Raw genomic sequence first — 14257 nt, 5'->3', positions numbered from 1 at the left:
TCGCTACCGCTCGCCCGCCACCGCTCAGGCCAGCGCGTCGGCCAGCGGGAGCACGTCCATGCCGTGCGCCTCGGCGACCGGGCCGTAGGTGACCTGCCCGTCGTGGGTGTTCAGGCCCAGCGCCAGCGCCGGGTCGTTGCGCAGCGCCTCGCGCCAGCCCTGGTTGGCCAGCTCCAGGGCGTACGGCAGGGTGACGTTGGTGAGCGCGTAGGTGCTGGTGTTCGGCACCGCGCCGGGCATGTTCGCGACGCAGTAGAAGATCGACTCGTGCACCTTGTAGACCGGGTCGGCGTGCGTGGTGGGGCGCGAGTCCTCGAAGCAACCGCCCTGGTCGATGGCGATGTCGACGAGCACACTGCCCGGCTTCATCCGGGAGACCAGCTCGTTGGAGATCAGCGTCGGCGCCTTCGCGCCGGGCACCAGCACCGCGCCGATGACCAGGTCGGCGTCGAGCACGGCCCGCTCGACCTCGTACGCGTTGGACGCGACGGTCTGCAGGTGACCCCGGTAGATGGCGTCGGCCGCCCGCAGCCGGGCGACGTTCTTGTCCAGCAGCAGCACCTCGGACTGCAGGCCCAGCGCGATGGCGGCGGCGTTCATGCCGGAGACGCCGGCGCCGATGACCACGGTCTTGGCCGCGTACACCCCGGAGACACCGCCGGGCAGCACACCGCGACCCCCGCCGGTACGCATCATGTAGAAGGCGCCCACCTGCGGGGCGAGCCGGCCGGCCACCTCGGACATCGGGGCGAGCAGCGGCAGCGACCGGTCGGGCAGCTCGACCGTCTCGTACGCGATGCCGGTGACCTTGCGGTCGATCAGCGCGTCGGTGCACTCCTTGGAGGCGGCCAGGTGCAGGTAGGTGAAGAGCACCTGCCCCTCGCGCATCCGGTGGTACTCCTCGGCGATCGGCTCCTTGACCTTGAGCACCAGCTCGGCGGTCTCCCACACCTCGTCGGCGGTGCCGAGGATCTTCGCGCCGGCGGCGGCGAACTCCTCGTCGGTGATGCTGGAGCCGACGCCGGCGCCGGACTCGACGAAGACCTGGTGGCCGCTGCGGGTGAACTCGTTGACGCCCGCTGGCGTGATCGCCACGCGGTACTCGTGGTTCTTGACCTCGCGTGGGATTCCGACCTTCACGATGCAGACACCTCTCTTCGGGGCTGCTCTCCCCCGACTGCTCGGTGCCGCGACGGCCCCTTTGCCACCGCGGTCCACCGGTCCCGCCGGCGGCAGTCTAGGCGCGCCCGGTGCCGCCGCGAGCCAGCACAGTGGCATCCGGTGCCCGGATGGCCTGACGGAGTGTCAGGGCGCCGCCCGGACTCGCCGGTGCTCCACCGACTCCGCCGTCGAGACAGTGTTCGACCATTATCGCCTGATCTGCCGGATGCCGCTGAGGACAGCCGGCAAGGGCCCCGCGGCTGACCGCGGGGCCCTTCTCACGCGTACCCCCGTCGCGGGGGTGACCGGCGACGACGCTCAGCGTGGCAGCGGCGCGTCCGACCGGCGCAGCGTCGACCAACCGGTGTCCCGGGCGCGGGCGGCGGCGAGCAGCCCGGCCACCGCGGACGCGTTGGTGATGTCACCGGCTCCGACCATGGCGACGGCCTCGTCCAGGTCGATCCGGACGATCTGGAGGTCGGCCTCCTCGTCACGGCGCTCGTGACGCTCGTCGGCGGGCACCTCGGCGAGGTCCCTGGCGAGGAAGACCCGCACCACCTCGTTGGTGAACCCGGGCGAGCTGTGCAGGTCGACCAGCACGTCGACCTGCCCGGCGGTGAGGTCGGCCTCCTCGGCCAGCTCCCGCAGCGCGGCAGCCGGCAACTCCTCGCCGGAGACGTCCATCAGCCCGGCGGGCAGCTCCCACAGGTGCCGCCCGACCGCGTGCCGGTACTGCCGGATCAGCACCACCTGGCCGGCGTCGTCGAGCGCCACCACTGCCACCGCCCCGACGTGCCGGACGAGGTCACGCACCCCGGTGCCGCCGCCCGGCATGGTCACCTCCTCGGTGACCACGTCGAAGATCCGCCCCCGGTACCGCTCCTCGCGGGAGCGCACCTCGTAGCGGTGCTCAAGATTGCTCACGAGGAGGACGCGGCCTTCGTCGCGGCGCCGTTGCGGGCGGCCTTGCGCGTCGTCGGGGCCTCCGACGCCGCGTCCAGGTCGACCGGCAGCTGATCGGCCTGCGAGTACGCCACAGCGGCCTTGACGAACGACGCGAACAGCGGGTGCGGTCGGGTGGGGCGGCTCTTCAGCTCCGGGTGCGCCTGGGTGGCCACGAAGAACGGGTGCAGGCTGCGGTCCAGCTCGACGAACTCGACCAGCCGGCCGTCCGGCGAGGTGCCGGAGATGTGCAGACCCGCCTTGGTCAGCGCGTCCCGGTAGGCGTTGTTCACCTCGTAACGGTGCCGGTGCCGCTCGCTGATCTCGGTGCTGCCGTACGCCTCGGCGACGATCGAGCCCTCGGTCAGCGTCGCCGGGTACGCCCCGAGCCGCATCGTGCCGCCCAGGTCGCCCTTGCCGGCGACGATGTCCTCCTGGTCGGCCATGGTGGCGATGACCGGGTGCGCGGCCTGCTCGTCGAACTCCAACGAGTTGGCGCCGTCCAGGCTGGCCAGGTGCCGGGCCACCTCGATCGTCATGCACTGCAGGCCGAGGCAGAGGCCGAGCAGCGGGATGCCGTTCTCGCGGGCGTACCGGGCGGTGCCGATCTTGCCCTCGATGCCTCGCACGCCGAAGCCGCCGGGGATGAGGATGCCGTCCACGCCGGCCAACGCCGCCGCGGCACCGGCCGGGGTGACGCACTCGTCGCTGGGCACCCACCGCAGCTGCACCCGGGCCCGGTGGCCGAACCCGGCCGCCCGGATCGCCTCGCTGACCGACAGGTACGCGTCGGGCAGGTCGACGTACTTGCCGACCACCGCGACGGTGACCGTGTGCCGGGGCCGGTGCACCCGCTCCAGCAGGTCGTCCCAGCTGGTCCAGTCCACGTCCCGGAAGGAGAGGCCGAGCCGGCGCACCACGTACGCGTCGAGCCCCTCACGGTGCAGCACCTTCGGGATGTCGTAGATGCTCGGGGCGTCCGGGGCGGCGACGACCGCCTCGGTGTCCACGTCGCAGTAGAGCGACAGCTTCTCCTTGAGCTTCACCGGGATCTCCCGGTCGCAGCGCAGCACTATCGCGTCCGGCTGGATGCCGATGTTGCGCAGCTGCGCCACCGAGTGCTGGGTCGGTTTGGTCTTCAGCTCACCCGACGGCGCCAGGTACGGCACCAGGGAGACGTGCAGGTAGAAGCAGTTGTCCCGGCCCAGGTCGTGGCGGACCTGGCGGATCGCCTCCAGAAACGGCAGCGACTCGATGTCGCCGACCGTGCCGCCGACCTCGGTGATCACCACGTCGGGGAGGTGGCCGTCCTCGTCCGGGTCGGCCATCGCCAGGATCCGCGACTTGATCTCGTTGGTGATGTGCGGGATGACCTGGACGGTGTCGCCCAGGTATTCCCCGCGCCGCTCCTTGGCGATCACGTCGGAGTAGATCTGGCCGGTGGTGACGTTCGCCTTGCCGGACAGCGCCCGGTCGAGGAAGCGCTCGTAGTGCCCGACGTCGAGGTCGGTCTCCGCACCGTCCTCGGTGACGAAGACCTCACCGTGCTGGAACGGGTTCATCGTCCCCGGGTCGACGTTCAGGTAGGGGTCGAGCTTCTGCATCACCACCCGCAACCCGCGGGCGGTCAGCAGGTTGCCGAGGCTGGAGGCGGTGAGGCCCTTACCCAGCGAGGAGGCGACGCCCCCGGTGACGAAAATGTGCCTGGTCGTCCGTGCTGATGGGGCCAAGGCCTGCTCCCGTGTCGTCTGTCGCGGTCATGCAGACCGCCGTGCTTGATCAGCAGAGTGATCACGCGATCCACGGGATTCGACGGTAACACCTCCCGGGCGGGTACCCGCAGGCCGCACCCCGGCTGCGACACCTGCGGGTCATCCGGAGGCGGCCCGGCGCTCAGGAAGCGGCAACCTCGGTCGATGACCGGGTGACCTGCCGGGGCGGCACGGCGGCCCCGGCACCGGTCGGCTCCGCCGGGGCGTCGCTGGGCTCGGCCGGGGCGTCTACGCCGGCGCTGGGCTCGGCCGGGGCGTCCTTGGTTGGGGCGTCCGGGGTCGGGGTCACCGGCGGTGGTGCGCTCGCGGGCGGGCCGCTGATCGGACGGGGGTGGACCGCGCCCAATGGTCCGCCGCCACCGGTCGGGCCGTCACCGCCACCGGTCGGGCCGACCCCGCCGGAGCCCGAGTCGTCGTCGGCGCCGTCGGCGAAGGAGCGGGCCGGGACCGGGCGGGTCCGGTCGGCGGCGTGCCCGAGGACCCGCAGCGACGCCAGAGCGGCCATCGGCACCACCATCGCGGCGGCGGCGCCCATCACGTCCAGCGCCGCGCCGTCGAGCACACCACCGAGCACCGCGGCGACCACCGTGCCGGCCAGCGCGGCCCGGACCGCAGGGTAGATACCGAACAGCCGCCTCAGCCCACCCCACGGCTGCAACAGGGCGAACCACACCAGCAACCCGCCGGTCAGCGCCAGCACGGTCAGCGGGCTGTTGACCAACGTCTCGAAGTTCTCCGTGCTGGAGCGGTGCACGGCGAACCCGCCGGTGCCGTCGCCGAGCGCGGACAGGAACCGGCCCAGGCTGCCCCGCTCCGCCGACGGGCGACGCAGGTCCACCACGGCGAAGCCGATACCGACCGCCAGGGCGGCCATGGTGGCCCAGGCCAACCGGCTGATCGTCAACCACCCGCCGGCGCTGATCACGGCGGCGACGCTCACGCCGGCGGTGAGCGCGATCGCGCCGACCGGGTCGGCACCCAGGAAGGGACTGCCGACCACCACCACGGCGAGGCCACCCACGGCCACCATCACCGCCGGCCGCCAGCCGCGGTGCACCCGTTGGGCCAGCCAGCCGCCAGTGAGCAACGCGCCGGCGAGGAACACTCCCAGCCCCACAGTGCTCAGCCCGGAGTACCGGCCACCCTGCAACGCGGAGTAGCCGACCACGCCGTTGAGCTGAAGGCGGGCTCCGGTGAGGACGTCCAACCCGACGACGAGGGTGGTGAGGCCGGCCACCGCGCCGACCGGGCCGAGGGTGCCCGCGTACCCGGGGGTGAACCGCACCGCGGCGGTGCCCGCGGCCACCAGGAACGCGGTGACCCCCGCGAAGATCCACCCGGGGTGCTCGCCCTGCCACCACGGCACCGCGTCGGCCAGCAACGCCGCCGGCACCGTCAGCGCCGCGGCGACGAGCAGCAGCTCCACCACCGCCACGACCCGCGCGGAGACGGGCGTCGGGCCGCTCGGCCCGGCGTGCGGGCGGGCCCGGCGCAGCAGCGGCAGGATGCCGATCGCCAGCAGCACCTGCACACCGGCCAGCAGCGTGAAGAACACACCGGAGACGTCGCGCTGGGCGGCCGCCTCCCGATCGGCGTCCGCCGGGGCGCTGATCGCGTCGGCCAGGTCGGCCGGACGGCCGCCGGTGCTGACCGCCGGACGACCGAGGAAGAGCCGCTCCGGCATCGGCCGGCCCAGCGCCGCCAGCGCCGTCGGCGCGAGGTCGACAAGTTGCAGGTAGCCGTCCCGGCCGGTGCTCGCCGAGGTGAGCCACCCCCGCTCCCAGCCCGGACCGTCGGCGACCGCCACGTGCAGCCGCGACGGCTGTGCGGTGTCGGAGATCCCCGCGACCAGCACCAACGACCGCGGTGGGCGGGCCGCCAGCACCCGGGCCAGTTGCGCGTCCGCCTCCCGGGCCTCCTCCGCGCGGGTCGCCGGGTCGGTCCCCTCGACGGTGCCGAGGTCGACGATGCTCAGCACGCAGGAGCCCAGCAGCGTCCGCGGATCAGCCGGCAACGCCGAGGCGTACCGGTCGACGCGGCCGAACGGTCGCGCGGCGGCCACTGCCGCACCCGGGCCCACGGCGACGGAGCAACGCACCGACTCCGACAACGATCCGGGCGTCGCGTTCCACGGCAGGCGCTGCTGGTTGTACTGGACCACGCTCTCCTGGTCCGGCAGGTTCGCGCCGATCCCGTCGGGTTGCTCGACCGCCACCCCGGCCGCCGGGCAGCCACCGGGCAACCGGCTGCCGTTCCACCCGGCGAAGCTGCCCGCGCCGAGCGTCAGCCAGCCGTCCACCGGGCAGGTGGGTTGGTGGGCCGAACGCACCGAGAGCGAGCCGATCGACCCCTCCTGGGCCATCCGCCACAGCGTCGGGGTGCTCTGCGGATCCACGTCCTCCCAGCGCAGCCCCGCGACCCCGGCGAGCACCACGAAGTCGGCGGTGCGTCGCGGGCTGTCCTGCGTCGGGCGCGTGGCGAGCGCGGTGACACCCAGCGCCACCACGAGCACGGTCAGCAGGGCGGGGGCGATTCGGCGCAACATCACCGGTGTCCCGTTCTGGGGGCGTCGGAGCCCGGGGTGGCTGCCGGGCCGGTGTGGTCGGCGGCCAGCTCGGCGTAGAGGGCGGCCAGCACGGCGACGGTGTCCGTCTCGGTCGGCCACGTCGCCGCCCGTTCGGCGCCACGCCGACCCAGCTCGGCCCGGGCCGCCGGGTCGTCCAGCAGCGCGCGCACCGCCGCGTCCACCGCGTCGACGTCACCGGCGGGGATCAGCGTGGCGGCATCACCGACCAGCTCCGGCAACCCGCCGACCGCGGTGGCGACCAGCGGTACACCGGCGCGCAGCGCCTCCTGGGCGAAGAGCTGCCGGGCCTCCCAGTCGCTGGTCACCACCGCCAGGTCGGCGCCGGCCAGCAGATCCGCCACGTCGGTGCGGTGCCCCAGCAGGGTGACCGGGGCGCGGGCCGCGGACGTCCGGGCCGCCAGCGGCAGGTACGCGGGCCCACTGCCGGCGATAACCACGACCGGCGGTGGGGTACGCGTACGCCAGCGGGCGGCGGCGTCGATCAGCACGTCGTAGCGCTTCTGCGGGTGCAACCGACCCACCGACAGGATCAGCGGCTGGTCCGGGCGAACCCCGAACTCGGCGCGTACGGCCGCCGGGCGTCGACGGGGCGCGGGCAGCGTGGGTGCGGCGACCGGGGCGAGTCGGGCGTCGGTGGCGCCCAGCGCGGTGACGCGTCGCACCAGGTCCGTGGAGGCGCCCAGGGCCACCCGGGCACCACGGACCACCACGCGCTCCGCGAGTCGGGACATGCCGCCGCGCAGTCCACCGGCGAGCACCGCGTTGTGCCAGGTGACGATCAGCGGCGCGGCGGGACGGGCCAGCACCGCGACCAACCCGGCCCGCAGGCCGTGCGCGTGCACCACGTCGACGCGGGAGCCGGCGAGCGCCCGACGCAGGGCCAGCACCGCCCGCGCGTCGGCCGGCGTCGGGCTGGCGGGGATCTCCACCGGCGCGAACCGCGCACCGACCCCGGTGAAGTCGAACTGCTCCTGGGTGGCGGCCGGCCCGCAGACCACGACGGTGGCGCCACCGGCGACGAGGCCACGCGCCACCGAACGGACGTGCTGGCCGACGCCACCGGTGCTGGACGCGAGCACCAACGCGACGCCGCCCGAAAAGCCGGCAGGCAGAGCTTGCTCACTCATCGCGCGGCCGTCTCCTTCCCGTCGCCCCGTTCCGGGGAGACAGCGCCCGACGTCGGCCCGCCGCCCCGGCCCCGTGGCCCCCGCCGAGGCAGACGCCGCAACACCCGGCTGAGCATTGGCTGCACGTCCTGCCGGTCGACGAACCAGACCACGGCGAGGAACACCACCCCGACCAGAACCCCGGACAGCATGCCCTGACCGAACGCCACCGCCATCGTCGGGGTGCCGCCCCCGGGCGTGTCGAGCCATCGGGTCAGGCCCAGCCCGGCGAGCGCCGCGAGCACACCGGCGAGGCCACCGGCCGCCCCGGCCCGCGCCGCTCCGGCCAGCGCGGGACGACCGGCGCTGCGCAGCACCGCCGCAAGCAGCAGCGCCCCGAGCACCAGCATCCCCACCGAGTTGGCGGACGTCACCGCGAGCACCCGGTCGGCGGTGGGAAGCAGCACCGTCAACGGCAACGCCACGGCCGGAACGACCAGCCAGCCAAGGGTGATCGCCACGGTCGCCGGCCGGGTGTCGCCCCGCGCGTACAGCGCGCGGGACAGAATCGCGAACAGCCCGTAGCCGAGCAGACCCGGTGCGAACCCGGTGATCGCCGCAGCGGTCGACGACGGGTTGTCCGGGTAGAACAGCGCGGCGACCGGCTGCGCGGTACCGATCAGCGCCGCGACGCCCAGGCAACTGAACAGCAGCACGCCCCGCACCGTCCCGGAGAGGGTCCGCCGGTAACCGTCCTCGTCGCCTGCGGCGCTGGCAGCCGCGAGGGTGGGATAGGACGCCACCGCCAGCGGCACGGCCAGGACCGCCCACGGCAGCAGGAAGATCGCCTGGGCCAGGTTGAACACCTGTGGGGAGCCGGTGGGACCACCGGAGACGCGGTTCAGAATCACCAGGAGCGCGACCTGCTGCGCCGCCACCGTCACCGCACCGGCCGTGGCGAGCCCACCGATGCGCGCCCGCACGTCGCCGGTGAAGGCGTACCCGAAGCGGGGTCTCAGCCGCAGTCGACGCAACGGGATCACCAGCGACAACGACAGCACGACCACACCCAGGGTGGTGCCCGCGGAGAGGAGCAACTCGCCGCTGCGACCGACCTGCGCCACGGACACGCCCCGTCCCTGCGCCGCGCCGAACGCCACGTAGACGACGGCCACGGTGAGGCTGGACAGCAGCGGCGCGATGACGGGCCAGGCGAAGCGCCGGTGCGCCTGGAGCACGCCGGTGAGCACGATCCCGATCCCGTAGAGCGGCAACTGCGGGGCGAACACGCGCAGCATCCGGGCCCCGGCGGCGAGCTCCGCCGCCGAGCGTCCCTCGCTGATCAGCGAGATGATCGGATCGGCGAACAGCACGACGAGCACGGCGAGGGGAACCAGCAGGCTCACCGTCCAGGTCAGCAGGGCGCCCGTGGTCGCCGCCACCGCCCGCCGGTCGTCCGCCGCCACGGCCCCGGCCAGCAGCGGCACAACCAGGCTGGCCAGCGCCCCGCCGGCGACGATCTCGAAGACGATGTTCGGCACCGTGTTGGCGATGACGTACATGCCGCCGAGGTCGCTCTGCTGGACCACCCAGGTGAACACGGCGGTGCGACCGAAGCCGGCGAGGCGGCTGGCCACGGTGAGGACGGCGATGAGCGCGGCTGCCCCGGCCAGCCGGCCGGCGCCGGCGAGGGGGGCCGGTCGGGTCACGTCAGTCGGCGCGCCGGCCCAGTGCGTCGAGCTCACGCAGCCCCGGCGTCCGCTGGATCACCGACGTGAAGCTGACCTTCTCGCTCGCGGCGGTCAGCCCGGCGAGCACGGCGAGCAGCCCGGCCCGGCCGAGCGGGCCGGTGCGGGCGGCGAGCGCGACGCCGAGCAGCGCCCCGAGCGCGTTCGCCCCGCTGTCGCCGAGCATCACGTCCTCGCCCAGGTCGTCGCGGAGCAGGCCGGCGGCGGCTCCGGCCGCGCCCGCGGCGATGCCGCCGTGCGGGCCACCGGTCAGCGGCGCGGCGAGCAGCAGCCCGGACTTGATCGCCCGACCCGGCCGCAGGTCGAGCAGGTTGAGCAGGTTGGCGGTGCCGGCGATCACACCGGCGCCGAGCAGCACGTCGACGCCCCGCCCGAACGCGCCGTGGCGCTGCCGGCGCGGGTGCGCGGCGACCCGGTGGTCGGCGGCCAGGAGCGCGGCGGCGCCCAGCCCGGCGGCGCCCACCCCGACGACCTTCACCAGGCCCGCGGTGACCCGCCCCTCGCGCAGCGCGGCGAGGTGACCGGCGAAACCCTTGGCCGCCTTCTGCTCCGGCCGCGCGCCGACCACGTCGTCGTACAGCCCGACCCCACCGGCACCGAGGCCGGCGACCAGGGCCGCCCCACCGGAGGCGCCGCTGGTGGCACCGAACGCGCCCGCGGCGGCAGCACCGGCGGCCAGCGCCGGACCGGCGGCCAGGCTCACGGTGCGACCACGGAAGTTGGTGCGGTCCAACGCGGGCCCGGCCGGCGAGGTGCGCACCTCGCGCAGCGCGTACCGGGCCGCCGCGGTGCCAGCGCCGGCGATCAGCAGCCGGCCCAGCGCCCTCACGCCACCCTCCGGTGCGCTCGCGCCGCCTCGTCGATTACGGACACGGGGGTACGTCGTTCGCTCACTGGGGCAGTCTAGGCAGCAGGGATGCGGCGTTGTCGCCGACGCCGTACTGTCCGGCCTTCTTCTCGGTGAGTTGCTGCACCAGGGCGAGGCTGGTGACCAGCTGACCCTGCCCGGTGTTGGCGTTGTCGACAGTCGAGATGGTCTGGGCGAGCACCGGGTCACCGCGGACCACCGACACCAGGTTGCCGCCGACGGAGCCATTGCCGGCAACCACGATCGACCCGGTGCGGTCGAACTGCTCGGCGATCTTGACGACCGACTCGTCCCGCTTCTCGGAGTCCTTGTCGACGTACGGCTGGCCGCTGACCACGACGACCGCCTCCGCCGACCCGGTGACCTTGTTGCTGTCGGTGGTCAGGTAGCCCGCGTTGTTGTACGCGGCGAGCACCGCCCGCCGATCGGCGTCGCTGACCGGCGCGATGCCCTGGGACCGGTCCAGCAGGACGCTGGCCAGCAGCGCGCTGGAGGTCTCCACACCGTGCGCGTTGCCCGGCAGGCCGGTGGTCTGCGCGGTCGGGCGGGCGGCGGTGGCGGCCAACTCCAGCAGGTTGGAGTTGTTGTCCGGGTTGATGAACTTGTCCTGCAGGTCGACGCGGCCGGTGATGGTGGCCCCGCCGAGCTGGAGCTTCTTGAGCACACCCTCGGTGTGGTCGCGCCCGTTCGGCAGGCTGAGCACCACCACCCGACGCCCGGTGAGGGTGCCGGGCAGGACGACCTGCGACATCTCCTCGGCGAACTTCTCCTCCATGCCGAGCTGCTTCTCCATGTTGCTGACCGTCTGGCGCCAGTTCTGGTTGTCCTTGCGCAGACCGGTGACCTGCCCCTCGAGGGAGTCGGCGACGGGGCCGTTGAGGGCGGCTGTGCCGACCACCAGGCCGATCGCCAGAGCCAGGAAGACCGCGGTGAGGGACACCACGTGGTAGCGGAAGTTGATCACGCTTGCAGCCTCTTGATCGGTCGGGAACTAGAAGAGCCGGTACAGCTGGAACACGAAATTGTCCCACCATTCGGCGACCACGCCCAGGTACGCCTTCCCGACGGTCGAAACGGCCACCGCGGACGCCATCGCCGCGATCGCCGACAGCACCAGCAGGAGCAACGACGAGCCGGAGATGTTCTGCCGGTAGAGCCGGCTCACACCCTTGGCGTCGACCAGCTTGCCGCCGACCTTGAGCCGGGTCAGAAAGGTCGAGGCCATCCCGCCGCGCCCCTTGTCGAGGAACTCGACGAGGGTGGCGTGGGTGCCCACCGCGACCAGCAGCGAGGCGCCCTTCTCGTCGGCGAGCAGCATGGCCAGATCCTCGCTGGTCGCCGCGGCCGGGAAGGTCACCGCCGGGACGCCGAGGCCGTTGACCCGGGGCAGGCCGGGGGCGCGCCCGTCCGGGTACGCGTGCACGATCACCTCGGCGCCGCACCGCAGCACGTCGTCGGTGACGGAATCCATGTCCCCGATGATCATGTCGGGGGTGTAGCCCGCCTCGACCAGGGCGTCCGCGCCCCCGTCGACGCCGATCAGCACCGGCTTGAACTCCCGGATGTACGGGCGCAGCACGTCCAGGTCGGCCTTGTAGTCGTAGCCGCGCACCACGATCAGGCAGTGCCGACCCTGGATCTGGGTGTCGATGTCCGGCACGCCCACACCGTCGAGCAGCAGGTCGCGTTCCTGGCGCAGGTAGTCCATCGTGTTGGCGGCGAACGCCTCCAACTGCACCGACAGACCCTCCCGGGCGTCGGCCATGGCCTTGGCGACCGTCTCGGCGTCCTGCAGACTGCCGTGGGCCACCGGCTCGTCACCGGCGAAGACCGTGTTGCCCTCGATGCGCACCTGGTCGCCTTCGCGGATCCGTTCGAAGACGCCCTCGCCGAGGTCGTCGAGGAGCGGGATGCCGGCGGCGATCAGGACCTCGGGGCCGAGGTTCGGGTAGCGACCGGAGACCGACGGCTTGGCGTTGAGCACCGCCGCGACACCGACAGCTACCAACGAATCCGCCGCCACCCGGTCCAGGTCGACGTGGTCGATGATCGCGATGTCACCAGGGCGCAGCCGACCGACCAGGCGTTTCGTCCGGCGATCAAGGCGCGCGGTGCCGAGGACTCTGCCCGGTTCGGAGCTTCTGTTTCGGCGCAACGTGGGTAGACGCATCGTGACCATCCTGGCATGTGAGGCAGGCTTTTCTGTCGCGACATGCCTGAGCAGGGCCGCCTACCCAGGGAAGCACACGTCGGCACAAGCCGGTGTGCTTGCGCTCACAATACGCGGCGTCACAACCGCCTTTCCTTGGCGGCCACGGCCAGAAGCTCCTCGGCGTGGGCGATACCCAGATCGGAGTCGGGCAAACCTGCCAGCATCCGGGCCAGCTCCCGGGCCCGCTCGGTGTCCTCCACGACCCGCACCCCGCTGGTCGTCACCGCGCCCCCGGTGTCCTTCGCCACCACCAGGTGCCGGTCGGCGAACGCGGCAACCTGCGGCAGGTGCGTGACGACCAGCACCTGGTGGCTGCGGGCCAGCCGGGCCAGCCGCCGGCCGATCTCCACCGCCGCCTGACCGCCGACACCCGCGTCGACCTCGTCGAAGACCAGCGTGGGCGGGCCACCCGAGCCCGCGAAGACCACCTCGATGGCGAGCATCACCCGGGACAGCTCACCGCCGGAGGCGCCGCGCTGCAACGGCAACGACGGCGCGCCCGGGTGGGCCAGCAATCGCAGCTCCACCTCGTCGCCGCCATCGGGGGTGACACCCACCTCGACACCGTTGACCGACAGCGTCGGCTCGGCGCGCCCGGCCGGGCGAGGAAGCACCGCCACCTCGATGCGCGCGTGTGGCATGGCCAGCCCGGCCAGCTCCACGGTGACCTGGTCGGCGAACCGGACCGCCGCCTCCTGCCGGGAGGCCGACACCCGCCCGGCCAGGTCGGCCACCTCGACGGCGAGCCGCTGACCCTCCCGCTCCAACTCGTCGAGCAGATCGTCGGAGGTGTCCAGATCGGACAGTCGGGTCCGCGCCCGATCGGCCCAGGCGATCACACCGTCGACGTCGTCGGCGTACTTGCGGGTCAGGGCGCGCAGCGCCGCCCGCCGCTCGTAGACGTGCTGCAACCGGGCCGGGTCCGCGTCGAGCGTCGCCAGGTACGACGACAGCTCCGCCGACACGTCGGTGACCAGCGTGGCCGCCTCCTCCAGGCGCGACGCCAACTCACCCAGCGCCGGGTCGGTGCCGGCCTGCGCCTCGAGGGTCCGTCGGGCGGTCCCGAGCAACGCCGCCGCGTCGGGCGCCTCCTCGGCGGCCTCGGCGCCACCCGCCACACACTGCTGGGCGATCTGCGCGGCCGTGCGCAGCCCCTCGGCGTGCTCCAGCCGCTGCGCCTCGGTCTTCAGCTCGTCGTCCTCACCGGGCTGCGGATCGACCCGGGTGATCTCGTCCAGGCCCAGCCGCAGCAGATCGGCCTCCTGGCTGCGCTCGCGGGCGTTGCGCCGCCGGTCGGCCAGGTCGTCGACCACCCGCCGCCACCCCGTGTACGCCTCGCGCAGCGCGTCGAGCAGCTTCTCGTGTGCCGGGCCGGCGAAGCGGTCCAGTGCGGCCCGCTGCTCGGCCGGGCGCAGCAGCCGCAGCTGGTCGGACTGCCCGTGCACGGCCACCGCCTGCTCGCCGACCTCACCGAGCATCGACACCGGCATGCTGCGGCCGCCGACGTGGGCGCGTGAGCGCCCCTCCACCGTCACCGTGCGGCTCAGCAGCACCGAGCCGTCCTCGTCGGGCTCCCCACCGGCCTCGGTGATCCGCGCGTGCACGGCGTCGGCGACCCGCCCGGTCAGGCGCAACCGCCCCTCGACCACCGCCCGGCCGGGTTGGGCGCGAACCCGCCCGGCGTCGGCCCGACCGCCGAAGAGCAGGCCGAGGCCGGTGACGACCATCGTCTTGCCCGCACCGGTCTCGCCGGTGATGACGTTCATCCCGCCGGTCAACGGCAGCGTGGTGTCGTCGATGACGCCCAGTCCGGTGATGCGCAGCTCTTCCAGCACAGCCACCGACAGTAGACGCGAGGCCC

Annotated in this window: 10 protein-coding genes; all 10 read right to left on the bottom strand. The window is 73.5% G+C overall.

The window, feature by feature from the left end; genetic code table 11:
• Window positions 1-24: 24 nt before the first annotated feature.
• Window positions 25-1140 carry an alanine dehydrogenase gene (gene ald, locus HNR22_RS00110; RefSeq protein WP_179778438.1) on the bottom strand — a complete coding sequence of 372 codons (1116 nt, stop codon included), beginning with the start codon at window positions 1138-1140 and terminating at the stop codon, window positions 25-27.
• Window positions 1141-1479: 339 nt separating this feature from the next.
• A complete protein-coding gene (locus HNR22_RS00105) occupies window positions 1480-2085 on the bottom strand; it encodes an NUDIX domain-containing protein (RefSeq protein WP_179778437.1) in 606 nt (201 codons plus the stop codon).
• Window positions 2082-3833 (bottom strand): CTP synthase, encoded by a 1752-nt coding sequence (pyrG, locus tag HNR22_RS00100; protein WP_088947528.1) that lies wholly within the window; start codon window positions 3831-3833, stop codon window positions 2082-2084. Before pyrG ends, HNR22_RS00105 begins: the two co-directional genes overlap by 4 nt.
• A 163-nt stretch (window positions 3834-3996) precedes the next feature.
• The gene (locus tag HNR22_RS00095) at window positions 3997-6420 is read right to left on the bottom strand and encodes a hypothetical protein (protein WP_179783319.1); all 2424 of its coding nucleotides are present in this window, start codon (window positions 6418-6420) and stop codon (window positions 3997-3999) included.
• The gene (locus tag HNR22_RS00090; RefSeq protein ID WP_179778436.1) at window positions 6420-7589 is read right to left on the bottom strand and encodes a glycosyltransferase family 4 protein; all 1170 of its coding nucleotides are present in this window, start codon (window positions 7587-7589) and stop codon (window positions 6420-6422) included. The genes HNR22_RS00095 and HNR22_RS00090 overlap by 1 nt, the downstream gene beginning before the upstream one ends.
• A complete protein-coding gene (gene murJ, locus HNR22_RS00085) occupies window positions 7586-9277 on the bottom strand; it encodes a lipid II flippase MurJ (protein ID WP_179783318.1) in 1692 nt (563 codons plus the stop codon). The genes HNR22_RS00090 and murJ overlap by 4 nt, the downstream gene beginning before the upstream one ends.
• A gap of 1 nt (window position 9278) precedes the next feature.
• Window positions 9279-10145, bottom strand: a complete 867-nt coding sequence (locus tag HNR22_RS00080; RefSeq protein WP_179778435.1) for a hypothetical protein — start codon at window positions 10143-10145, stop codon at window positions 9279-9281.
• Between the two features lie 61 nt (window positions 10146-10206).
• Window positions 10207-11148 (bottom strand): copper transporter, encoded by a 942-nt coding sequence (locus HNR22_RS00075; RefSeq protein WP_179778434.1) that lies wholly within the window; start codon window positions 11146-11148, stop codon window positions 10207-10209.
• Between the two features lie 27 nt (window positions 11149-11175).
• Entirely contained in the window at window positions 11176-12354 is a 1179-nt protein-coding gene (gene steA / locus HNR22_RS00070) for a putative cytokinetic ring protein SteA (RefSeq protein WP_179778433.1), read from the bottom strand.
• A 119-nt stretch (window positions 12355-12473) separates the two neighbouring features.
• On the bottom strand, window positions 12474-14231 hold the full coding sequence (recN, locus tag HNR22_RS00065; protein WP_179783317.1) for a DNA repair protein RecN: 1758 nt from the start codon (window positions 14229-14231) through the stop codon (window positions 12474-12476).
• Between the last annotated feature and the right edge of the window lie 26 nt (window positions 14232-14257).

It is taken from the genome of Micromonospora jinlongensis (genome assembly GCF_013410645.1).
GTDB lineage: Bacteria > Actinomycetota > Actinomycetes > Mycobacteriales > Micromonosporaceae > Micromonospora > Micromonospora zamorensis.
Note: the sequence above shows the minus strand (reverse complement) of the source record. Positions and strands in the feature narration are given on the sequence as shown.